We start from the raw sequence: 22,874 nt of genomic DNA, 5'->3' as shown, positions 1-22,874 counted from the left end.
GGCGCGGAAGGGTTCGATGACATTGCGCGACTACGCCATCCGCTACGGCTTCATCCTCCTGCTGGTCGGGCTGATCGCCTATTTCGCGATCGCTGCCGATGGTTTTGCCTCGCCGCAGAGCGCTGTCTTCATCTTCCAGTCGGTGGCCATCACCGGCGTGCTCGCGCTCGGCGTCACCGCCACGCTGGTCGTCGGCGGCTTCGACCTCTCGATCGGCTCGGTCGCGACCAGCGCCATGATGGCGGCATCCTACGCCATGGTGGTGCTGGAGCAGAATGCGATCGTCGCCGTCATCGCCTGCCTGGTCATCGGCGTCATCGTCGGCCTGATCAATGGCTGGCTGATCGTCTATATGCGCGTGCCTGACCTGCTTGCCACGCTCGGCATGATGTTCCTGCTGCTCGGCCTGCAGCGCATCCCGACGGAAGGGCGCTCGATCGCCACCGGCATGACAATGCCCGACGGCTCGGTCGCCAACGGCAAGTTCTCGGAAGCCTTCCTGGCGCTCGGCCGCCACCGCATCGACTTCTTCATCCCGAACCTGATCCCGGTCTCGGTGGTGGTGCTGGTCGTGCTCGCGGTGCTGATCTGGTTCTTCCTCGAATACACCCGCTTCGGCCGCATGATGTACGCCGTGGGCAGCAACGAGAGGGCAGCCGAGCTCGCCGGCGCGCCTGTCAAGGCATACAAAATCTGGGCCTATGTGATTTCGGGAGTTTTTGCCTCGATCGGCGGGATTTTGCTCGCCGCCCGGCTTGGACGCGGCGATATCGCCTCGGGTAATAATCTGTTGCTCGACGCTGTTGCCGCGGCGCTCATCGGCTACGCGGTGCTCGGCGCCGCCAAGCCCAACGCCTTCGGCACCGCCGTCGGCGCGGTGTTCGTCGGCGTCCTGCTGCAAGGCCTGACGATGATGAACGCTCCCTACTACACGCAGGATTTCGTCAAGGGTGCGGTGCTCGTCGTCGCCCTTGTCTTCACCTTCGCCCTTTCCGGCAGGGGCAAGAGATAGTTTCGACCGGGGCATTGAGACAAAACGGAGGAAAACGAAGTGAGCATCACGAGAAGACTTTTGGGGAAGGCGGCGCTCGGCCTCGCCGGCGCGGCGCTGCTGATGCAGGGGACCGCATTGGCGGCGGATAGGCCGGCGCCGTTCGACAAGCCGGGCGTCAAGATCGCGCTGGTCCGTTATCTCTCGACCGGTGACTTCTTCCAGGCCTATCTCTCCGGCGTCGAGGCGCAGGCCAAGGCGCTCGGCGTCGACCTGCGCGTGCTGGACAGCCGCCAGGATGCAGCCCTCCAGGCCGACATGGTCGACCAGGCGATCGCGCTCGGCGTGCAGGGCATCATCATCCAGCACGGCCTGACGGAATCGATGAAGGACGCCGCCCAGCGCGCGGTCGACGCAGGCATCAAGGTCGTGGCCTTCGACGTCAATGTCGAGAACCCGAAGATCCCGCAGATCGAGCAGTCCGACAAGGACCTCGCCAAGCTGGCGCTCGAGCAGGCGGTGAAGGACAATGGCGAGAGCTGGAAGGCCGGCTATGTCTATGTCGCCGGCATTGCTCCGCTCGATCGCCGCAACGAAACCTGGGTTGACGTGAAGAAGAAATATTCGGGCATCAGCGAGGTCGCGCAATTCGGCACGCTCGACAACCCGATCGCCAACTCGGTCGCCAACCAGGCGCGTTCCGTGCTGCAGGCGCATCCCGACATCAAGGTGATGTTTGCGCCCTATGACGAGTTCGCCAAGGGCGTGAAGATCGCCGTCGACGAGGCCGGCCTGAACAAGGGCATCAAGATCTATTCGGCCGACATCTCGACCTCGGATATCGCCGCCATGCGCGAGCCCGACAGCGCCTGGGCGGCGACCGCCGCCACCAACCCGGCCGTCGTCGGCCAGGTCTCGGTGCGCGCGCTGGCGCAACTCCTCGCGGGCGAGGATCCCGGCCACAACGTCATCGTGCCGCCGACGCTGATCACCCAGAAGGAGCTGATCGACAAGGACATCAAGAACATGGAAGACCTGTCGGCCAAGCTGCCGCAGTTCGCCCATGCCGATGTCGCGATGCCGGCCTGGATGCCGAACCCGAACGCCAAGTAAGGGTCAGGCTCATCACAAATGAAGAGAGCGGTCCAATGGGCCGCTCTTTGTCTTTTCCAGGGACCGTCGCGGCCTCATCGCTGCCAGAAGGGCAGTTTGGCGATTTCCGCCTCGACCTCTTTCATTGTCAGACCGATGTCGTCGATCAGGTGCGGATTGTCCGTCGCCATGCGCTTGAGCTCGAAGCGGAAATAGGCCTGCTTGCGGCGCTCGGCGATGAGGCTGCGAAAAGCTGAGAGGCTGTAGCGCCGGCGGCCCTTGACCTCGGCTGGGCACGTCGCCAAAGCTGCGCAAGGCGCAAGGATATCGTTCATGGCAACCTCCATACAGTGGAGGGTTTGAAAACCCCGTGGTCTGATTGAGGTTGCACTGTGCCACAGCCGGCGAGCGGCGTAATTAAGCCCTCCCAAATAGTTCTCAAAACTTCCAAATCGGTTAGAGCGTTTCACCGTTTCACGGAAACGGCAAACCGCTCTATCCCTTTGTTTTTACGCAATTCCAGACGGAAAACCGCTCACACTTTTCCTGGAATTGCTCTATAGATCGCCGATGCAGGGATCGCGCTTTGCCTTTGGACCGTTCGTGCTTGATCCTGGCGCGGGAACGCTGCTTCGGGGCGATGTTCCCGTTGCCGCCGGTCATCGCGGGCTGAAGCTGCTGGAAGCCCTCGTCGCGCGTCCCGGCGAAATCCTCGGCAAGGCCGAGCTGATGGACGCGGCTTGGCCGGGCACGGCCGTCGAGGAAGGCAACCTCACCGTGCAGATCGCGCAGCTCAGGAAGCTGCTTGGCCCGGCGACCGGCGGTGGCGAGTGGATAGCCACGGTGCCTCGCGTCGGCTATCGCTTCACCGGTACCGTCGAACAGCCCGACACCAGGCTGAAACCCCTGCCGCTGCCCGACAAGCCGTCGATCGCCGTTCTGCCCTTCGTCAATCTGAGCAACGATCCCGAGCAGGACTCCTTCGCCGACGGCCTGACCGAAGACCTGATCACCGATCTCTCCCGGATCCCCGGCCTGTTCGTCATCGCGCGCAACTCGGTGTTTGCCTATAAGGGCAAGGCGATGGACGTGCGCGCCATCGCTGGCGAACTCGGCGTGCGCTATCTGCTGGAGGGCAGCGCTAGGCGCGCTGCCGGGCGCGTGCGCATCAACGCGCAGCTGATCGATGCGCTGAGCGGCGAGCATCTCTGGGCGGAGCGTTTCGATCGGAGCTTGGAGGATATTTTCGCCGTTCAGGACGAGGCGACGGCCAAGATCGTCGAAGCGCTGCTCGGGCGGCTGCGCGCGCTGCCGGAGCGCAACCGGCCGAAGAACCTCGAAGCCTATGATCTCGTCGTGCGGGCGAGAAAGATGTTCGATGAGTCGCCGCAGATGGCGCGCGAAGCGCATCTGATGCTGACGCGCGCGATCTCGCTCGATCCGGATTACGCCGAGGCCTATCGCTGGCTTGCGATGAACCACTGGATGAGCTGGGTGCATTGGGGCGAGGCCTTCGAGCCTGCCCGGAGCACGGCCCTGGAGCTGGCGCGCAAGGCCGTGGCGATCGATCCCAATGACGCCGGTTGCCGCTGGGTTCTGGCGAACCTTCTTGCCTATGAGCGCGATTTCGAGCGGTCCGAGACGGAATTCGCCAAGGCGATCGAGCTCGACCCGAACGAGGCCGATATCTGGGCGACCTTGTCCGATATCGACGTGCTGGGTGGGCGGATAGACGAGGGTCTGGAGCACATCCGCAAGGCGTTCCGGCTCAATCCGTTTCCGCCGAGCTGGTACTATCTCACGCTCGGCCAGGCGCAGTATGCGGCCCGCGATTACGAGGCGGCGGTCGAGACGCTGCGCCGCGACGAGACCTATCGCACCAGCTCACGCCGCTTCCTGGCGGCAGCCCTTGCTCAGCTCGGCCGCCTCGGCGAGGCGCGCACCGAGGTCGCGCTGTTCCTCGTCGGCAATCCGCATTTCTCCACGCAGCGCTGGGTCGAGACGGAGCCGTTCCGTGACGACGCGATGCTTGAGCATTTCGTTGACGGGTTCAGGAAGGCAGGCCTTCCAGAGTAATGGCGCGACGCGGCCATCTGGTCGCTATGAGGTTTCAATCCTCAGATCTTTTCACCGGCCGGCGCGCGCCAGCCCGTGCGACACCAGACGATCGATGACTTCCGGATAGCTGACGCCGCTGGCCGCCATGGCCTTGGCGTACATGCTGATGTTGGTGAAGCCGGGAATGGTGTTGAGCTCGTTGATCAGGAATGTCATGTCCGGCATCAGGAAGAAGTCTACGCGGGCCATGCCGTCGCAACCGAGCGCCCGGAACGCCTTTGCGGCCACCTCGCGCATGGCATCCTCGACTTCGCGCGGCAGGTCGGCCGGCACGATCAGGGCCGCGCCGTTCTCGTCGATATATTTGGCGTTGTAGTTGTAGAAACCGTGGCTTTCCGCGGGCACGATCTCGCCTGGACGCGAGACGAAGAGTTCGCCTTCGGGGCTCTCCAGCACGCTGTATTCGATCTCGCGGCCGCGAACGAATTCCTCCGCCAGCAGCTTGCTGTCGTGCTGGAACGCTTCCGACAGCGCGCGATCGAATTCCTGGCTGCCATTGACCTTTGCCACGCCGACCGACGAGCCTTGGCGAGCCGGCTTGATGAACAGCGGCAGGCCGAGCCGGTCTTCGAGGTCGGCAAGCGACGGCGGCGCAGCCTCATCGATCGTCACCGAGCGCGCGACGGGCACGCCCGCCGCTTTCAGCAGCCGCTTGGCGATGTCCTTGTCGAGAGCCGTTGCGGAGCCCAGTATGCCGCAGCCGGCAAGCGGCACGCGCGCCACCTCGGCCAGGCCCTGCACCGCGCCGTCCTCGCCATGAAGGCCGTGCAGCACTGGAAACAGGATATCGAGGGCCGGGAGCTCACGCGGCGGCCTGTCGGCCGGCACGGCTAGCATCCGTCCATGCCCGCCCGGCAAAAGGCAGATCTCCGTGCCGCCTGAAGGCGTCGCCAGCGTGCCGTCCTCGAAGCGGCTCTGCAGCCATTGCCCTTCACGCGTGACGAAGATTGGAACGGCATCGTATTTCGCCGGATCCAGCGCGCGCATGACATTGGTCGCCGAAAGCAACGACACCTCGTGCTCGGCCGAGCGGCCGCCAAACAGCACACCGATACGCAGCCTTGTCGCGGCCATGGACATCTCCAAAATGGTCAGTACTGGAAATCGACGGCTATGCCGCGCCGAGCGAAGAAGCGGTCGAAACTGGCGAGCGGCAGCGTGACGTTCGCCCGACTCTGCCGGTCATGGCCAGACGGGTTGTGGAAGCGGATCTCGCTTGGCGAGGCCGCCGTCACCAGCACCAGATGCCCACCCTTGGATGGCGGTTCCTCGTCGGGCCGGCGGATTCCGGGATGCACCGACGCGATGAAGTAGCGCCGGCGCGACAGAAGATCAGGCAGGTTGCCCACATCGATATTCGTCATCGTTTCGGCGGACAGGCTGAAACGTTCGCGGACAAACTTGACGAAGGGCTCGTAGATGAGCCCTTTGATCGAGCCGTCCGCCTCATTGACGACATAACCGCCATAGGCCGTGCAGGCGCGGGCAAGATCGAGCGTCGGATGAATCTCGCCGCGCACGGCAAGGATCATCTTCAGGCACGCCATGCCGCAGACATTGACGGCCCAGCGCGCATAGTCCTCGACCGTCTCGGCACCGGAGTTGCGCCACAGTGGATCACGATAGAGTGCCGACGGCCCCTCTGCCATAAGCGGCAAAGTCATGCCGGGGGATTCCCATTGGCTGAAATAGGGCACCTCCTTGGACTGCATGCCGGCTCCAGCCTTGCGCCTCGCACTTAAAGCATGTCTCCCGAAAGTGGGAACCGGTTTCGGGATGAAGACATGCGTAAAATCAAAAACCTAAAGCGCATGGAGCGAATCTGAAAGATCGCGACGCGCTTTAGACTCAAGGCACCCCCCTTAGATTGCGAGGACAATATGCGAGGGAATGAAGCGGGATTTTGACCCGTTGGAGCAGTTTTTCAGGGCAAGGTCCGAAACGATATTTCCGTCCGGAATCGCGTCTGAATAATGAAATGGAGCGGTTCGTCGTTTCAGTGAACGATGAACCGCTCCAAGGTCTGGCTCTGTTCGTCAGCGCAGCGCCGCCGCGATGTTGCCGCCGTCCACCGTCGTCACGTCCGCCGTGGTGCGTTCGGCGAGCGCCTGGTGCAGGAAGGCTTGCGCGACGTCGTCGGCCGTCACTTCCTGCCCGAGCAGATTGCCGGACATGTATTCCTTCTCCGACACGCCGCGCGCGCCCGAGCGGCTGGCGATCATGGCGTCGGTCAGCAGGCCCGAGCGGATGCGATCGGCGTTCACTGCGTTGGAGCGGATGCCGTAGGCGCCATAGTCCAGCGCATATTGCCGCGACAGGAACAGCGTCGCCGCTTTCGGAATGCCGTAGGCGCCGAATTTCGGGCCCGGATTGATCGCCTGCTTCGAGGTGTTGAAGAGCAGCACGCCGCCGGTGCCCTGTTCCAGCATGATGCGCACCGCATTCTGCGCTGCCGACTGGTGGGCGAAGAAATTGAGCTCAAAACTCTTGCGCAAAGTGGCGTCGTCCAACTCGCCGATGCGGCCTTCCCAGGCGGCACCGGCATTCGAGACCAGGATGTCGACGCCGCCATAGACGGCGACCGCCCTGTCGAAGGCGGCACGCATTTCCGCGGGGCTGGTGATGTCGGCGCCGACGCCGATCGAGTTGTTGCCCGCGGCCTTCGCCGCTTCCGCTGCCTTGGCGGGGTCGAGATCGACAATGACGGCATGCGCGCCGTTGGCGGCGAACAGTTTTGCCGTCGCGGCGCCGATCGCGCCGGCGCCGCCGGTGATCAGCACGACCTGGCCGGTCAGCGGCTTCGGCTTGTTCGAGGCGAGCTTCGCCTGCTCCAGCGACCAGTATTCCAGCGGGAAGAGGTCGGCCTTGGAGAGCGGATGGAAATTGCCGACGGCTTCCGCGCCGCGCACCGCCTCGATCCACATCTCGCCGACATCGGAGGCGATCTTGGCGTCCTTCAGCGTGCGGCCATGGCCGAACATGCCGAGCCCCGGCACCAGCGTCAGGCGCGGCATCGGGTCGAGCATGGTGCGCTTGACGTCGTCCAGCGCGTCATTGGTCTCGAAATAGGCGGTGTAGTCCTTGGCGAAGGCCTCGACATGGCTGCGCACGACGCCCTTGTAGTCGCCGAGCTTGTCGGCATCGGGCGCCGGCATGGCCATCGGTCCGGTCTTGATGCGGATCGACAGATCGGGCGTCGACACGCCCCGGCCGGCATAGTCGGCGATCTTCGCGGAATTGATGAAATCGACGATCGCGTCCGAGGTGCGGAAGTCGCTGATCATTCGGTCGAAGCGGCCTTCGCCGCGCGCCACGGCAACAGCGCCGCGCAGCGTCGGCGCGATGTCGTTCGGCTTGGCGAGCTTTGCCGGCAGCGCAGCCTTGGCCGCCTGCGGCTTGCCGTGCCTGGCGACATAATCCTCGGCCACGGTCACGTAGTGGATCATGCGGTCATAGGCTTGCTTGGCATCGTCGCCGAAGGTGAAGATACCGTGCTTGTCGAGGATGAGGCCCTCGACTTTTCGGTCGGCGTCGAAGACATCCGCCGCGACCTTGGCCAGATCGAAGCCCGGCTTGATGTAGGGCACGTAACCTAGTCTGTCGCCGAACACGGTCTTGATCAGTGTCTTGCTGTCCTCCTGGTCGACGATGGCGAGGATCGCCGTCGAATGCGTGTGGTCGACGAAACGGTGCGGCAGGAAGGCATGCAGCAGCGTCTCGACCGATGGATTGGGGGAGGCGGGATCGATCAGGTTGGAGCGCTGCAGCGCCACCATGTCCTCGTCCGAAAGCTTGTCTAGTTCGCGCGCCTTGAGCAGCGCGCCCATCTTCACCGCCGGCAGGCCTTGCGGCTCGATGACGGCCATGTCCCAGCCGCTGCCCTTGACGCAGAGCACGTCCCATTCGTCGCCGACCAGATCGGTGGCCTTGGTCTTGCAGGAGGTGTTGCCGCCGCCATGTAGCACCAGGCGCGGCTCGCCGCCGAGCAGGCGGGTCGTGTAGACGCGCAGCGCAAGGTCGCGGCCGACGCCCTTCCTGGCATAGTCGGCAACCATTTTTTCCGCGTCGGCGTCATTCCAAAGGTTCTTCATGTCGATCCGTCCGATACTCGTCTTTTTGCTCATGAACAGAAAGCCGCGACGCCTGTATGACAGAAGCGGCGAGGGGGTCTAAGAAGCCTTTTTGCTTGCCGTGCCGGCATGCTGGAGCAGGCGTTCGGCCATATGCGCGCCGATCACCAGATGCGTGCAGAGCCCGCCGGCGATGGCCGAAAGCAGCGGCTCGAACTTGGTGTCTTCCTGCACCACCATGAGCCGCTTCTCGATGGCGCGCAGCGACGCGAGCTCGGCGGAGATGACGCGCCGGTTGTAGCTGCAGTCGAGCACCTCGCCCCTGGCGTCGATGATCTGCCCGGCGATGACACCGGCCGCGCCTTGGCCGCGCAGCGCTTCCATCTCGGCCGGCGACAGCGCGCCGCATTTCACCAGATGGCTGTCGGCGTCGACCGCGCCGACGGAATAGAGCGCGAGGTCGCAATCGGCGATGCCGGCCAGCTGGTCGCGGATCACCGGCTCGGCGCGCAGGTTTTTCGCCAGCTCTTCGGTCGACAGCACCAGCGGCGCGTAGAAGTTCAGGCCCTTGGCGTTGAGCCGCCGCGCGATCTCCATCGTGCATTGGTCGGGCCGATAGGAATAGGGCGCGCCGAGATTGCCGCAGAGCTGCACCACGGTGACGTCCTGAAGGTCGGCAAAGGACATGATATCGGCGATGGTGTAGACGGTGCGGCCCCAGGCGACGCCGATGCGATCGCCCTTCCTCACCAGCTCGAGAAAGACGCTTGCCGCCAGCACCGCTATGTCGGTCGAGGGGTCGGCGAGATAGGCATTCTCCGGGGCGATCCAGACGGCGTCCAGGCCGAAGGCGTCTTCCAGCCGGCGCGCCATGATGTCGTCGGTGAAGAGCTGCGTAGAGGTCGAGATGTTGACGATGCCGGTCTCGCGCGCCTTGCGCAGATACATGGCGACCGAGGCGCGTGAAATGTTGAGCTGGCTCGCCACTTCGTCCTGGCGAAGGCCGTGCGCATAGTAAAGCCAGGCGGCCTTGTGGATGAGCTGTTCTGCCGGTCTGATCGCCATGCCGCCTCCTCGGCTGACATTAGTCACGGCTCTCGACAAAAGTCAAATTTGCATGCGAGAGCCGAGATCGGCTCGTGGCGCGGCTCAATCCGGATCGCCATTCTACCAGGCCGGCGCTGCATAGCATTTTCAGCCATGCAAGGGGGATAGCATGAGGGCTGGCCTAAGGTTAGAAGGTTCGAAAAGAACTTTGGGGAGAACGGGATGGCCAATCCCTACGAACAGGATCTCGACAGGAACGCCGCCAACCACCAGCCGCTGACGCCGCTAACCTATCTCGAGCGCGCGGCCAAGACCTATCCCGACCATGTCGCCATCATCCATGGCAGCCAGCGCATTACCTACCGCGACTTCTGGCGCCGCTCGCTGAAGCTTGGCTCGGCGCTGGCGAAGCGCGGCATCGGCAAGGGCGACACGGTGACGGTGATGCTGTCCAACACGCCGCCGATGTTGGAAGCCCATTTCGGCGTGCCGATGACCAAGGCGGTGCTGCATTCGCTGAACACCCGCCTCGACGCCCCCGTCATCGCCTTCCAGCTCGACCATGCCGACACAAAGGTGCTGATCGTCGACCGCGAATTCTCGGGCGTCGTCAGGGAGGCCCTGGCACTGGCCAAGGCCAGGCCGTTGGTCATCGACTATGACGATCCGGACTATGCCGCCGACGCGCCCTATCCAAAGGGGGAGCGCATCGGCTCGGCCGACTATGAAGAGTTCGTCGCCGGCGGCGACGAGGCTTTTGCCTGGTCTATGCCCGACGACGAGTGGGACGCTATCTCGCTCAACTATACTTCCGGCACGACGGGCAATCCGAAGGGCGTCGTCTACCATCATCGCGGCGCGGCACTTATGGCCTACACCAACACCATCCATGCCGGTATGGCCAAGCATGCGGTCTATCTGTGGACGCTGCCGATGTTCCATTGCAACGGCTGGTGCTTTCCCTGGACCCTCGCCGTGCAGGCCGGCACCCATGTCTGCCTTCGCTGGGTACGGGCAAAGCCCATGTATGACGCGATCGCCGACCATGGCGTCACCCATCTTTGCGGCGCGCCGATCGTCATGTCGGTGCTGATCAACGCGAAGGATGAGGACAAGCGCCAGTTCCCGCAGACCGTCACCTTCAACACCGCCGCGGCACCTCCGCCGGAGGCCGTGCTTTCCGGCATGGCCGACGCCGGTTTCGCCGTCACCCATCTCTACGGCCTGACCGAGACCTACGGCCCGGCCGTCGTCAACGAATGGCACAATGAATGGGATGGACTGGAAAAGGGACCGAGGACGGCGAAGAAAGCGCGCCAGGGCGTGCGCTATGCCGCGCTCGAGGGGCTGACGGTGATGAACCCGGAGACGATGGTCGAGACGCCGGCCGACGGCGAGACCATCGGCGAGGTCATGTTCCGCGGCAACATCGTCATGAAGGGCTATCTGAAGAACAGAAAGGCGACCGACGAGGCCTTCGCCAGCGGCTGGTTCCACTCCGGCGATCTCGGCGTCATGCACCCGGACGGCTACATCCAGCTCAAGGACCGCTCCAAGGACATCATCATCTCGGGCGGCGAGAACATCTCCTCCATCGAGGTCGAGGACGCGCTCTACAAGCATCCCTCGGTTGCCTCTTGCGGTGTGGTCGCTCGCGCCGACGACAAATGGGGCGAGGTGCCGGTCGCCTATGTCGAGCTGAAGCCCGGCAAGACCGCGACTGAGGCCGAGATCATCGAACATTGCCGAGGCCTGCTGGCACGCTTCAAGGTGCCGAAGGCGGTGGTGTTCGCGGAAATCCCGAAGACGTCGACGGGGAAGATCCAGAAGTTCAGGTTGAGGGAAATGGCGAAGGGGGCGTAGGTCGGCGAGGTGAAAAACTCGAGGTCGGCGGGACAGCGCCCCCCTCTGTCCTGCCGGACATCTCCCCCACAAGGGGGGAGATCAGACGTCACACCGGCTTTCGCCAACCTCCAACGTTGCAGGAAACGGCGGCGGCGCCGAAGCCGCTAATCTCCCCCACTTGGGGGGAGATGTCCGGCAGGACAGAGGGGGGCGCGAAGGATCGCTACGCCAGAAACTAGCATCTCGTCGCGATCGCCGACCCTCCCAACTGTCACCATCTGTCACCAAATTATACGCGTACGTCGATTTCGCGTTGACTCCTTGCGCCTTTCGTTTTACGACTGACGAAAATTGAAATTCGTCACTCATCAAACGAAAGCGCCATGTCCGAAGCCGCCAACATCGTGGCAGACCCAGCCAGACAGGAGAATGTGACCCGCATTCTCGACTGCGCCGAGCGCCTGTTCCGCCACTACGGCTACGGCAAGACCAATGTCGCCGACATCGCCCGCGAGCTCGGCATGTCGCCGGCCAACATCTACCGTTTCTTTGCCTCCAAGGTGGAAATCCACCAGGCCGTCTGCGGCCGCATGCTCGGCGCCAGCTACAAGATGGCCTACGAGATCATGCATCTGCCGGTCAGCGCCGAGGAGCGGCTGCGCCGCTACATCCATGCCCAGTACAAGATGACGCTGGAGGTCATGCTCGACCAGGAGAAGGTGCATGAGATGGTCATCGTCGCGCTGGAGCGCGACTGGGGCGTCATCGATGCGCATGTGAACAGAATCCACGACCTGTATGCCGAGGTGATCCGCGAGGGCATCGAGGCCGGCGAGTTCAGGAAGCAGGATCCCGAAATCGCCTCGCGCTGCTTCGGCGCCGCGACCGTCATTCTCTGCCACCCGCAGATGGTGGCGCAGTGCCTTGCCAAGACCAACCGGGCGATGCCCGACGAACTTATCGACTACGCCATCAGAGCCTTGAAATAGCCGTTGCCCGCCGGGCGCGGTTCGACAGATCATCTCCAGTTCGGGAGTGCTAAGGTGTCTTTGTCCAGTTCCATCCTCCGCAGGCTGCCGGCAGCCGGCCTCCCAACCGTCGCCGTCGTCGCAGCAGTGCTCGGCCTTGCCGGCTGCAGCCAGCAGAAGGCCGAGGTCGTCCAGGAGATCGTCCGGCCGGTGAAGGTGGTCGAGATCGGCGAGGCGCAGACCACCCGCCAGCTCGACTATTCCGGTTCGGTGCGCGCCCGCACCGAGATGAATCTCGGCTTCCGCATCGCCGGCAAGGTCACCGAGCGCCTGGTCGATATCGGCCAGCATGTGAATGAGGGCGACGTGCTCGCCCGTATCGATCCTGCCGACTACGAATTGTCGGTGAAGAGCGCCGCGGCCAGCCTCGACGCCGCCGAGCGCCAGGTCGAGACCGTCGACCTCGCCAGGAAGCGCGCCGAGCAGCTCTACGCCAAGAATTTCGCGCCGAAGTCGCAGCTCGACCAGGCGCGCCTGACCTATGACCAGGCGGTGGCGACCCGCGATGCCGCGCGCTCGACGCTGGCACAGGCGCAGAACCAGGTCCAATACGCCGATCTGAAAGCCAGCAAGAACGGCATCGTCACCGCGATCTCCGCCGATGTTGGCCAGGTGGTCGCCGCCGGCACGCCGGTCTTGACTGTCGCCGTCGACGGCGAGAAGGAAGTCTCGATCGCCGTGCCGGAGATGGACATTGCCGGCTTCAAGCCCGGCAAGGAGGTCAAGGCGAGCTTCTGGTCGGACGACGGGCTTACCCTTGACGGCAAGGTCCGCGAGGTCGCCGGCAGCGCCGATCCACAGTCCCGCACCTTCGCTGTCCGCGTCTCGCTGCCCAACGATCCGCGCGTGCTGCTCGGCATGACCGCCAACGTCCAGGCGACTGTCGGCAGCAAGACGCAACTTGTGTCGATCCCGCTGACGGCTATGACCGAGAAGGATGGCAAGCAGATCGTCTGGACGGTCGATCGCGCCTCCGACACGGTGCACCCGCGCCCGATCAAGGTCGCCAACTTCACCGCCGACGGCGTTGCCGTGGCTGACGGCCTGAAGCAGGGCGATGTCGTGGTCGCGGCCGGCACCCAGTTCATGACCGAGAACCTGAAGGTCAAGCTTTCCAGCGACGCCCAGCAATCCGCCTCGGCGGAGGGTGACGTCGCGACGACGAGTAGCCTGCACTGATGCTTGTCGCCCAAAAGTGCGAAGCGGTTTTGGGATAACGACATGCATCGAACTAAGACCTGAAGTCAGGCGGAAGAACGCCTTTCCCGCTCTCGCTGCGTCGAGCCGCGAGCCGGGGGAGGCATGGGTTCCGGGCGGCGGACGCCCGATCGTGAGATGCCGGCATGTTGGCTTCCCCCGCAGCAGTGCCGCGTCCAGCGCGATTTGCGAGTCTCTCTCCGCTTGAGGGTCTCGCCGCCCGGAAACCCGACCGAGAATTCACGGGCAATGCCAGGCGTGCATTGCCGGCCAATTGGACTGGACTTGTGCCATGACCACGACCGACAGCAGCACTGAAAAGCGTCCCTTCAACCTCTCGCGCTGGGCGATCGGACATCCGAGCATAGCGCGCTTCCTGTTCGGGCTGATCATCCTGGCCGGCGCGCTCGGCCTGATGCGCATGGGCCAGAAGGAAGATCCCGACTTCACCTTCCGCGTCATGGTGGTGCAGGCGATCTGGCCCGGCGCCTCGATCCAGGACATGGAAGACCAGGTCGTCAACAAGATCGAGCGCAAGCTGCAGGAAACGCCGCATCTCGATTTCGTGCGCTCCTACACCCGCGCCGGCAGCGCCATCATCACGCTTCAGGTCAAGGGCGACACCAATGCCGAGGAGGTGAAGGACGCCTTCTACCAGGTGCGCAAGAAGGTCGGCGACATTTCCAATGAATTGCCGCAAGGCCTGCTCGGTCCCTATTTCAACGACGAGTTCGGCGACACTTTCATCACGCTGCATTCGATCAGCGGCGACGGCTTCACCTATCCGGAGCTGAAGAAATTCGCCATCCAGGCGCGCGACATGCTGTTGACGACGCCGGGCGTCGAGAAGGCCGTCATCATCGGCGACCAGCCGGAGAAGATCTATATCGACGTCTCGTCCAAGGCGTTGGCCGAGCGTGGCCTGACCATTCTCGACCTGCAGAACGCCGTGAAAGGGCAGAACGCCGTCGATCCGGCAGGCTCCGTTGACACCGGCCTGCGCTCGGTGCGCATCTCGGTCGAGGGCGACGTCACCAGGGCCGCCGACATCCGCGAGCTGAGGCTTCGCTCCGGCAACCAGGTGACGCGCCTCGGCGACATAGCCACCGTCACCTCCGGTCTCCGGGACCCTTATGACAACAAATACCTCTTCAACGGCCATGAGAGCGTCCAGCTCGGCGTCGTCATGGCCAAGGGCTTCAACGTCAGGGATGTCGGCAAGGATGTCGAGGCGACCTACCAGCGCTTCGAGGCGGGGCTGCCCTACGGTGTTTCGGTCGACCAGATCTCCGACCAGCCCCAGGTCGTCAAGGATGCCGTCAACGAGTTCATGGAGGCGCTCGGCGAAGCGCTGCTCATCGTGCTCGTCGTCTCCTTCCTGTCGATCGGCTGGCGCTCTGGCCTGGTGATCGCCATCGCCATCCCGCTGGTGTTGGCCGCCACCTTCGCCATCATGTACGAGATCGGCATCGATCTGCAGCGCATCTCGCTCGGCGCCTTGATCATTGCGCTCGGCCTGTTGGTGGACGATGCCATGATCGTCGTCGAGATGATGGAGCGAAAGCTGGAGGAGGGGCTGGTCAAGATCGAGGCGGCGAGCTTCGCCTACACCTCGACCGCCTTCCCGATGCTGACCGGCACGCTGATCACCACGGCGGGCTTCATCCCCGTCGGCTTCGCGGCCTCCACCGCCGGCGAATATGTGCGCACGCTGTTCTATGTCGTCGGCATCGCGCTCGTCGTGTCCTGGTTCGTGGCGGTCTATTTCACGCCGTGGCTGGGCTACATGATCCTCAAGCAGCGCAAGCATGCCGGCACCCACCATGATGTCTTCGACACCGCCTTCTACCGGCGGCTCCGCGCGACGGTCACCTGGGCCGTGCGCCACCGCATCATCGTTCTGGTGATGACGCTCATCACCTTTGCCACAAGCCTGTGGGCCTTCCAGTTCATCCCGCAGAACTTCTTCCCGCAATCCTCGCGTCCGGAAATCCTGGTCGATCTCTGGCTGCCGGAAGGCACCTCGATCAAGGAGGTCGAGAAGCAGGCGAAGGCGTTCGAAGGCAGGATGGCGGACGATCCCGACAAGCGCTTCATCGCCACCTATATCGGCGAAGGCGCGCCGCGCTTCTTCCTGCCGCTCGACCAGCAGCTCCGCAATCCGAACTTCGCCCAGCTCCTGGTGATGGCCAAGGACGAGCCGGCGCGCGAGCGGCTGATCGTCAAGATGCGCAAGATCCTGGCGCAGGATTTCCCGTCGATCCGCGGCAAGGTCGACCGCCTCTTCCTGGGTCCGCCGACCGGCTGGCCGGTGCAGATGCGCGTCATGGGCCCGGATCGCCAGGAGGTGCGCCGCATCGCCGACGAAGTGAAGGCGAGGTTCCAGGCCAATCCGCTGCTCGGCGCCATCCATGACGACTGGCTGGAACCGGTGCCGGCGATGAAGCTGGTGATCGACCAGGATCGTGCTCGCGCCCTTGGCGTCACCTCGCAGCGCATCCGCCAGATGCTGCAGGCCACCATGTCCGGCGCGCCGCTCGACGACTTTCGCGACGGCGAGGAGACGGTCTCGATCGTCGCCCGAGAGCCGGAGGCGACCCGCCATCTCTTGTCCTCGGTCGACTCGGTCTACATCCCGACCGATTTCGGCGGCTCGGTGCCGCTGTCGCAGGTGGCCAAGGTCGTGCCCGTCATGGAGCAGGGCATCGAATGGCGGCGCGACCGCCTGCCGACGATCAGCGTGCGCGCCACGCTGCCCGACGGCGTGCAGTCGAACGACGTCGTCACCAAGATGTACAACGACATGAAGGACCTGCGTGCCGGGCTCGCGCCTGGCTACCAGATCCAGATCCAGGGTGGCGCTGAAGACTCGGCCGAAAGCCAGGCCTCGATCGCCGCCAAGGCGCCGATCATGCTCGCCATCATCGTCGTGCTGCTGATGGTCCAGCTGCAGCATTTCGGCAAGTCGATGCTGGTGCTGGCCACCGGTCCGCTGGGCATCATCGGCGCCGCCGCGGCGCTGCTGATCAGCGGCGCGCCCTTCGGCTTCGTCGCCATCCTCGGCGTCATCGCGCTGCTCGGCATCATCATGCGCAACTCGATCATCCTGGTCGACCAGATAGACCAGGATATCGCGGCCGGCATGGAGCGAAAGGAGGCGATCGTCGGTGCTGCCGTGCGCCGCTTCCGTCCGATCATGCTGACGGCGCTCACCGCCGTGCTGGCGCTGATCCCGATCTCGCGCGCCGTGTTCTGGGGTCCGCTGGCCTACGCCATGATGGGCGGCATCCTGGTCGCCACCGTGCTCACTATCCTGGTGCTGCCGGCCGGCTACGCCCTGTTCTTCGGCCGCGAGCCCAAGAAGGCCAAGACCGACGAGCAGGCGCCCGAGCCGGAGAAGATCGAAGGCATTGAAAGGCCGCAGCTCGCGCTGGCCGCTGAATAGCGACAAAGGTGGAAGCCCTGGATCATCCGCCATCGGCGAAAGTCGGTGGCGGATGATCCACAAAAAGGGCCCGCCGGGCGAAAATTGCTCTGGGGCAGGACTTCCGCAAAACAGAATTCCTTTTCAGCAACGCGACGCAGGCCGATCCTGCATCGATATCGGAGCGGCAACGCTCGTCATCGCTGGATCATCCCCATGTCAGAAAAACGGCAATTACGGCTCGGCGCCTTCATGCGCCCCGTCAGTCTTCACACCGGCGCCTGGCGCTACCCGGGCGCCTACGCGGACGCCAACTTCAACTTCGCGCATCTGAAGCGATTCGCGCAGACGCTCGAGGCGGCGAAATTCGACGCCTTCTTCATGGCCGACCACCTCGCCGTGCTCAACATGCCGATCGAGGCGCTGCGGCGCAGCCACACGGTGACCTCCTTCGAACCGTTCACGCTGCTGTCGGCGCTCGCCGCCGTCACCGATCGCGTCGGACTGGTCGCGACCGCATCCACGACCTTCGACGCGCCCTATCATATCGCCCGGCGCTTCGCGTCGCTCGACCATATCAGCGGCGGCCGCGCCGGCTGGAACATCGTCACCACCTCCAACCCGGACGCCGCGCTCAACTTCGGCCTCGACGAGCATGTCGAGCATGACGAGCGCTATCAACGGGCGCGCGAGTTCTACGATGTCGTCACCGGGCTGTGGGACAGCTTTGCCGACGACGCCTTCATCCGCGATGCCGAAAGCGGCCTCTATTTCGACCCGTCGCGGCTGCATGTGCTAGACCACAAGGGCGAGCATCTGTCGGTGCGCGGGCCGCTCAACATCGCCCGGCCGGTGCAGGGCTGGCCTGTTATCGTCCAGGCCGGCGCGTCGGAGGCCGGGCGGCAATTGGCGGCCGAGACTGCCGAGGTCATCTTCGCCGCCCACGCCGATCTCGCGGCCGGCCAGCGCTTCTTTGCCGATGTGAAAGGACGCGCGGAAAAGCTCGGTCGTTCGCGCGACGACATCAAGATTCTGCCCGGCGCTTTCGTCATCGTCGGCGACAGTGTCGAGGAAGCGCGAGCCAAACGGGCCAAGCTCGACAGCCTCGTCTATTACGAGAGCGGCATCGCCTCGCTGTCGATCGCGCTTGGCCACGATGCGTCGGGTTTCGATCCGGACGGTCCGTTGCCGGACATTCCGGAGACCAATGCCAGCAAAAGCAGCCGCGAGCGCGTCATAGACCTGGCGCGCAAGGAGAACCTCACGGTCCGCCAGCTTGCCCAGCGGCTCGGCGGTTATTCGGGCCTCGCTTTCGTCGGCACGCCCGCGACCATCGCCGACGAGATGGAGGAATGGCTCGTCACCGAAGGCTCGGACGGGTTCAACGTGATGTTCCCCTATCTGCCGGTGGGGCTCGACGATTTCCATGAAAAGGTCGTTCCTGAGTTGCAGCGGCGCGGGATCTTCCGGCGCGAATATGAAGGATCGACGCTGCGCGAGAATCTCGGCCTGAAGCGGCCGCCGAACCGGTTCTTCGAAGAAGCGGCTATCCGCAAAGCAGGTTGACGCCGCGATCGAGACGATCGGCAAAAAGGAAACGGGCGCGCCGAGGCGCGCCCGTTCTTTTCAGGTTGCAATGTCAGATGACGAACACCCAGTTGGCGATCAGCATCACCACCACGCCGGCGATCAGCGTCAGGTAAGGCAGCATGCCCGCCTTCTTGACCGAGAGGTCGGCTCCGGCCATGCCGAGATCGGCCAGCATGTGCTCGGGGAACTTGCCGCCGTCCTGGATGTAGTGTCGGAAGCAGAACACCGGGATGATCAAGGCAGCCGTGATCAGGCCGGCCCACAACGCCATCGGGTTCCACACCTTGGCGCCGGCGCCCATGAAGATCGCGTTGACATAGGCGAAGATGGCGCCGATGCCGAGCAGCCAGGTCGGCGCTTTCCAGGGACGGTTGATGTGGCCGTTGTCGATCCGATGGATCCAGCCGGCATTGAGGTTGAGGAAGTTGAAGATGATGTAGCCGCAGTTCGACACGGCGAGAATGAAGAAGAAGCTCGTCGCGTCGGCCGAGGCGATGGCCAGCACGATCAGGTTGAAGCAGAGGTCGGTCCACATCGCCCGCGTCGGCGCGCCATGCTCGTTGACGTGGCTGAGATAACGCGGCAGCCAGCCGTCGACCGAACCCTGGTAGAGCGTGCGTGAGGAGCCGGCCATCGCCGTCATGATGCAGAGCACCAGCGCCAGGATCATCAGCATGACCAGCAGGCTGTGGATCAGCTTGCCGCCGCCGACCATGCCGGCCAGCGCGTCGGCGACGCCCGAGCCGTCGACGATCGGCGTCGCCAGCATGCCGTTCAAGCCGAGCACGCCCTGGAAGGTGAAGGGCACCAGGATGAACAGGAGCATGCAGAGCAAGCCGGAGTAGAAGATCGCCTTGAAGGTATCGGTGCCGGGGTTCTTGAATTCCGACGTGTAGCAGACCGCGGTCTCGAAGCCGTAGGTCGACCATGCTGCGATGAACATGCCGCCGAGCGCCAGCGTCCAGCCGGCAATGTTCCAGGAGCCGGGATCGGGTGCATAGGCGGTGGCCAGCGGCACCAGCGGCGAGAAATTCGCCCAGTCGATCTGGCCGGTGAAGATCGGCACGACGCCGACGATCAGCATCGGGACGATGACCAGCAGGCCGATATATTTCTGCACGTTGGCCGTGCCGAGGATCCCGCGATGCTGGATCGAGAAGATGATCAGCATCAGCACCGCGCCGATGAAGAAGGTGGCGTTGAAGGTGAACGACACCGGGCCAAGCGTGTGGCCCCACAGCGACCATGTGCGGATCGCCGGCGTCGCGGCGGCGGTCACCGCGGCGATCGCATCGGCGGGCGCCGTCCCGGCATGCGCGCCGATATAGGCGACCACTTCCGGCGAGGTCTCGGTGAAGATCGGCACCGGCGCCAGCGCGTTGAGGATGTAGGCGGCCGCGATCGAGCAGCCGAGCGACAGCACCGGCGTCCAGGCGAACCAGTTGCACCATACCGACAGCGGCGCGATGAATTTCGAATAGCGCAGCCAGGCCGTGGCGCCGTAGATCGAGGCGCCGCCCGACTTGTTCGGGAACAGGCCGGCGATCTCCGCATAAGTGAAGGACTGCAGGAAACCCATGATCATGGACACCGTCCAGATCAGGAAGGCGAGCTTTCCGGTCGTGCCGGCAATGCCGCCGATCGAGAACAGGACCAGTGCCGGAACGCCGCTTGCCACCCAGAAGGCGCCGCGCCAGTCGATATGCCTGAGCAGCTTGCTTTCGGCAGGCTGCTCCAGGGCAGTGCTTATCGTGCTCATATCTTGTGTCTTCCCCTTTTTTCTGTTCCCCGCCGGCGACGCTTCGGCTTTTGCGAAGCTTGCTCCCCGGCCATCATGGTCCGACTGTCGTGTTTCCACTCAGTCGTATTTTTTTCTTAAGAGTGAAGATTGATCCGGCGCGCTTTCCCGTCAAGCGTTTTGTGAATGTCATGCACATCACGCTTGCGAAACATGGCTCTTTCCTTCTCCCACAAGGGGAGAAGGGAAGGATTGCCGTTTTCAGGATCGCGGTTTTGTCTTCTGTGGATCGTAATGCGCGAAGGCCACGACGCGCGCGGGCACCCGCTTGGCGTGGCCATCCAACTTGCCGATCTCGACCTCCGTGCCGATCTCGGCATGGGTGACGTCGAGCCTTGCCAGCGCGATAGTCTTGCCGAGCACCGGCGAGCGCATGCCGGAGGTGACGACGCCGATCTGGGCGCGGCCGAGATGGACGCAGTCGCCATGGCCGACCGGGATGTTCGCCTCGATGTCGAGCCCGACGAGCTTGTGCTGCGGGTGTTCCTTGCGCCGGATCAGCGCGTCGCGGCCAATGAAGTCGTCGGCCTTGGTTTTCAGCGGCACGGTGAAACCGATGCCGGCCTCGAACGGATCGGTCTGGTCGGAGAATTCGTAACCGGCGAAGATCAGTCCCGCCTCGATGCGCACCATGTCGAGCGCCTGCAGGCCCATCGGCTTCAGCCCGTGCGGTTGGCCGGCTTCCCAGACGGCGTCGAATACTTTTTCGGCGTCGCGCGGATGGCACCAGATCTCATAGCCGAGCTCGCCGGTGTAGCCGGTGCGTGAGACCACGACCGGCACGCCGTTGCCGCCGCCGATGCGCGCGACCGCGAAGCGGAACCATTCGAGCTCGCCGATCGAGGGCTGCACCGGCGAGGTCCAGACCACTTCCTTCAAGATGTCGCGGCTCTTCGGTCCTTGCACGGCGATGTTGTGCATCTGGTCGGTAGAGGAGCGGACCAGCACGTTGAGGCCGAGCTTTTTCGCTGTCTCGCGCAGCCATTCTCCGGAAAAATCGTCGCCGCCGACCCAGCGGAAATTGTCCTTGCCGAGCCTGAGCAGCGTGCCGTCGTCGATCATGCCGCCATGCTCGTAGCACATCGCGGTATAGACCACCTGGCCGACGCCCAGCTTCTTGACGTCGCGGGTTAGCGTGTATTGCAGCAGCGCTTCGGCATCCGGCCCGGTGACCTCGAACTTGCGCAGCGGCGACAGGTCCATGATCACGGCGTCCTGCCGGCAGGCCCAGTATTCGGCGATCGGTCCTTCCTTGGCGAAGGAATTGGCCAGCCAATAGCCCCTGTATTCGACGAAGTCGCGCGTGTGCTTGGCAAAGCTTGAATGAAAGGCTGTCTCGCGGGTCATCTTCGGTTCCGAGTCGGGCTTCATGCGTCTGGCGATCGCTCGCGAGAATTTGTGCTGGCCGGAATAGGTCCGCACATGGATGTCGGTCAGGTCCCAGCCATTGGCGGGCGTGGTGTCGTCGGGGCAGGCCGAGGACACGCAGACGATGTCGGTCAGCGCGCGCAAGAGCACATAGTCGCCCGGCCGCGACCACGGCTCGTCCGACACCATCACGCCATGCGCGTCGATCGCCGTGTTGAAGAAGAAGTTGATCGCCATCCAACCCGCGCGGGGATTTACGCCCTTGTCGGAAAGCGCCTTGTTGAAATTCTCCGAGCAGTTGGTGTGGCCGGGATAGCCGATGTCGTCGTAATATTTGGCGGCACAGGCGAGCGCGAAGGCGTCGTGCCGGCCGCACGTGTCCTGCACCACCTCGACCAGCGGCTCCATGTCCTGGTCGTAATATTTCGAATGCAGGCCTGGCATCGGATAGGCGGAGCCCATCAGCGTGCGGGTCGTCGTCACGTCGAGCGGCAGATCACGCCCCTTGTCCAGCTTGCGCGCCGAAAAACACTGGAAGTCGGTGCATTGCCGGCCATCGACATCGATGATCTGCAGATAGTCGCCGGCCTTGACGAAATAGGATTCAGCGGTCGCGGATTTCACCTGAAGATCGAGCACCGGATCGGCGAGCGGATCAGGAAGCTGCCCTCTTGTCTTCAGCCGGATCGTGGCGCGGCGCACCAGGACGGTCAGCGGCGTCGCCGTGTTATGGCCGTCGACCAGCATCGGTCCGCCCAGTGCCGCGATCAGCAGCGCGCCGTCGCGCTGCACGGAAAAGCTCTGCTCGGTGCCGGCCGGCGTGGCGCCGCCGAACACGCGCACGGCCTTCGGCTGGTCGAGCTGAACCTTGCGGCGCTCGAGGCTGAGACGCAGCGCCGAGAGGCTGTCGTCGCCTTCGGCGAGCAGCGCCTTGATGCCGGCGGCATTGCTGTTCGAGCGCTCGCCGAAAATGCCGGGATCGGTCGCCCGGGATGTGTCCCAGGCCAGCAATTCGCAAGGCTGGCCGCCCTCGACATTGGTCACGCTGACGCTGTCGCCCGCCTCGACGTCGATCAGCACCGCGCCATTGCCCTGCACGGTATAGCGTTCCAGGCCCGGCGGCAGCGCGATCTCGCCGGGCCTCAGGATCAGGCTGGGCTTGGGCGGTCCGGACAGGACGGCGGGGTAGGGCGACTGGCTCATCTCAACCCTCCTCCGAGCGAGAAACAAGTTTGCCTGTGTGTAAACTTATTTTAGCAGCAAGAATAGCAGGGGGAATGCGTTTGGCAAGCACCAGCTCCCCCTT

At 64.0% G+C, this 22,874-nt stretch carries 15 protein-coding genes; 8 read left to right on the top strand and 7 right to left on the bottom strand.

Annotated elements, in window-relative coordinates; translation table 11 throughout:
* Nucleotides 1-16: 16 nt before the first annotated feature.
* Entirely contained in the window at nucleotides 17-1,012 is a 996-nt protein-coding gene (locus RFM41_RS06455; protein ID WP_320246932.1) for an ABC transporter permease, read from the top strand.
* Between the two features lie 39 nt (nucleotides 1,013-1,051).
* A complete protein-coding gene (locus RFM41_RS06450) occupies nucleotides 1,052-2,104 on the top strand; it encodes a substrate-binding domain-containing protein (RefSeq protein WP_042638932.1) in 1,053 nt (350 codons plus the stop codon).
* Nucleotides 2,105-2,178: 74 nt separating this feature from the next.
* Here RFM41_RS06450 and RFM41_RS06445 read toward each other — a convergent pair whose 3' ends face one another.
* A complete protein-coding gene (locus RFM41_RS06445; protein WP_320246274.1) occupies nucleotides 2,179-2,418 on the bottom strand; it encodes a DUF1127 domain-containing protein in 240 nt (79 codons plus the stop codon).
* 235 nt (nucleotides 2,419-2,653) lie between these two features.
* Here RFM41_RS06445 and RFM41_RS06440 point away from each other — a divergent pair, with 235 nt between their 5' ends.
* A complete protein-coding gene (locus RFM41_RS06440) occupies nucleotides 2,654-4,159 on the top strand; it encodes a winged helix-turn-helix domain-containing tetratricopeptide repeat protein (protein ID WP_320246275.1) in 1,506 nt (501 codons plus the stop codon).
* 51 nt (nucleotides 4,160-4,210) lie between these two features.
* Here the strand turns inward: RFM41_RS06440 and RFM41_RS06435 are convergent, their stop codons facing one another.
* The 4 genes from RFM41_RS06435 to RFM41_RS06420 all read right to left on the bottom strand — a co-directional run bounded on the left by RFM41_RS06435 (nucleotide 4,211) and on the right by RFM41_RS06420 (nucleotide 9,336).
* A complete protein-coding gene (locus tag RFM41_RS06435; protein WP_430691499.1) occupies nucleotides 4,211-5,275 on the bottom strand; it encodes a D-alanine--D-alanine ligase family protein in 1,065 nt (354 codons plus the stop codon).
* Between the two features lie 17 nt (nucleotides 5,276-5,292).
* A complete protein-coding gene (locus tag RFM41_RS06430; RefSeq protein WP_320246277.1) occupies nucleotides 5,293-5,913 on the bottom strand; it encodes a C39 family peptidase in 621 nt (206 codons plus the stop codon).
* A gap of 324 nt (nucleotides 5,914-6,237) precedes the next feature.
* Nucleotides 6,238-8,292, bottom strand: a complete 2,055-nt coding sequence (locus tag RFM41_RS06425; protein ID WP_320246278.1) for a bifunctional aldolase/short-chain dehydrogenase — start codon at nucleotides 8,290-8,292, stop codon at nucleotides 6,238-6,240.
* Between the two features lie 78 nt (nucleotides 8,293-8,370).
* Nucleotides 8,371-9,336: a sugar-binding transcriptional regulator gene (locus RFM41_RS06420; RefSeq protein WP_320246279.1), complete on the bottom strand. Its 966-nt coding sequence runs from the start codon at nucleotides 9,334-9,336 to the stop codon at nucleotides 8,371-8,373.
* Nucleotides 9,337-9,540: 204 nt separating this feature from the next.
* On the opposite strand from RFM41_RS06420, the gene RFM41_RS06415 reads away from it, so the two are divergent.
* The 5 genes from RFM41_RS06415 (at nucleotide 9,541) to RFM41_RS06395 (ending at nucleotide 18,378) form a co-directional block, all read left to right on the top strand.
* On the top strand, nucleotides 9,541-11,181 hold the full coding sequence (locus RFM41_RS06415) for an acyl-CoA synthetase (RefSeq protein ID WP_320246280.1): 1,641 nt from the start codon (nucleotides 9,541-9,543) through the stop codon (nucleotides 11,179-11,181).
* 365 nt (nucleotides 11,182-11,546) lie between these two features.
* A complete protein-coding gene (locus tag RFM41_RS06410; protein WP_320246281.1) occupies nucleotides 11,547-12,152 on the top strand; it encodes a TetR/AcrR family transcriptional regulator in 606 nt (201 codons plus the stop codon).
* An 84-nt stretch (nucleotides 12,153-12,236) separates the two neighbouring features.
* Nucleotides 12,237-13,370, top strand: a complete 1,134-nt coding sequence (locus tag RFM41_RS06405) for an efflux RND transporter periplasmic adaptor subunit (protein WP_430691506.1) — start codon at nucleotides 12,237-12,239, stop codon at nucleotides 13,368-13,370.
* Between the two features lie 310 nt (nucleotides 13,371-13,680).
* Nucleotides 13,681-16,833 (top strand): efflux RND transporter permease subunit, encoded by a 3,153-nt coding sequence (locus tag RFM41_RS06400; RefSeq protein WP_320246282.1) that lies wholly within the window; start codon nucleotides 13,681-13,683, stop codon nucleotides 16,831-16,833.
* A 195-nt stretch (nucleotides 16,834-17,028) separates the two neighbouring features.
* Nucleotides 17,029-18,378, top strand: coding sequence for an LLM class flavin-dependent oxidoreductase (locus tag RFM41_RS06395; protein ID WP_320246283.1), 1,350 nt, complete (start codon nucleotides 17,029-17,031; stop codon nucleotides 18,376-18,378).
* Nucleotides 18,379-18,451: 73 nt separating this feature from the next.
* On the opposite strand, the gene RFM41_RS06390 is transcribed toward RFM41_RS06395, so the two are convergent.
* Both RFM41_RS06390 and RFM41_RS06385 read right to left on the bottom strand, forming a co-directional pair.
* Entirely contained in the window at nucleotides 18,452-20,161 is a 1,710-nt protein-coding gene (locus RFM41_RS06390; protein ID WP_320246284.1) for a trimethylamine N-oxide permease, read from the bottom strand.
* A 240-nt stretch (nucleotides 20,162-20,401) separates the two neighbouring features.
* Complete coding sequence (locus RFM41_RS06385; RefSeq protein WP_320246285.1) at nucleotides 20,402-22,771, bottom strand: trimethylamine N-oxide demethylase; 2,370 nt, start codon at nucleotides 22,769-22,771, stop codon at nucleotides 20,402-20,404.
* Nucleotides 22,772-22,874: the final 103 nt, after the last annotated feature.

The sequence above is a fragment of the Mesorhizobium vachelliae genome (assembly GCF_033977325.1).
Classification (GTDB): domain Bacteria; phylum Pseudomonadota; class Alphaproteobacteria; order Rhizobiales; family Rhizobiaceae; genus Mesorhizobium; species Mesorhizobium vachelliae.
The sequence above is the reverse complement of the archived record's forward strand: the minus strand, read 5'-3'. Positions and strand labels throughout refer to the sequence as shown.

Bases quoted from the DNA above. Each gene is read 5' to 3' on its own strand.
- RFM41_RS06420 (WP_320246279.1), bottom strand. From the start codon at position 9,336: ATGGCGATCAGACCGGCAGAACAGCTCATCCACAAGGCCGCCTGGCTT.
- RFM41_RS06415 (WP_320246280.1), top strand. From the start codon at position 9,541: ATGGCCAATCCCTACGAACAGGATCTCGACAGGAACGCCGCCAACCAC.
- RFM41_RS06400 (WP_320246282.1), top strand. From the start codon at position 13,681: ATGACCACGACCGACAGCAGCACTGAAAAGCGTCCCTTCAACCTCTCG.
- RFM41_RS06390 (WP_320246284.1), bottom strand. From the start codon at position 20,161: ATGAGCACGATAAGCACTGCCCTGGAGCAGCCTGCCGAAAGCAAGCTG.
- RFM41_RS06385 (WP_320246285.1), bottom strand. From the start codon at position 22,771: ATGAGCCAGTCGCCCTACCCCGCCGTCCTGTCCGGACCGCCCAAGCCC.
- RFM41_RS06425 (WP_320246278.1), bottom strand. From the start codon at position 8,292: ATGAAGAACCTTTGGAATGACGCCGACGCGGAAAAAATGGTTGCCGAC.
- RFM41_RS06410 (WP_320246281.1), top strand. From the start codon at position 11,547: ATGTCCGAAGCCGCCAACATCGTGGCAGACCCAGCCAGACAGGAGAAT.
- RFM41_RS06445 (WP_320246274.1), bottom strand. From the start codon at position 2,418: ATGAACGATATCCTTGCGCCTTGCGCAGCTTTGGCGACGTGCCCAGCC.
- RFM41_RS06440 (WP_320246275.1), top strand. From the start codon at position 2,654: ATGCAGGGATCGCGCTTTGCCTTTGGACCGTTCGTGCTTGATCCTGGC.
- RFM41_RS06430 (WP_320246277.1), bottom strand. From the start codon at position 5,913: ATGCAGTCCAAGGAGGTGCCCTATTTCAGCCAATGGGAATCCCCCGGC.
- RFM41_RS06455 (WP_320246932.1), top strand. From the start codon at position 17: ATGACATTGCGCGACTACGCCATCCGCTACGGCTTCATCCTCCTGCTG.
- RFM41_RS06435 (WP_430691499.1), bottom strand. From the start codon at position 5,275: ATGGCCGCGACAAGGCTGCGTATCGGTGTGCTGTTTGGCGGCCGCTCG.
- RFM41_RS06395 (WP_320246283.1), top strand. From the start codon at position 17,029: ATGTCAGAAAAACGGCAATTACGGCTCGGCGCCTTCATGCGCCCCGTC.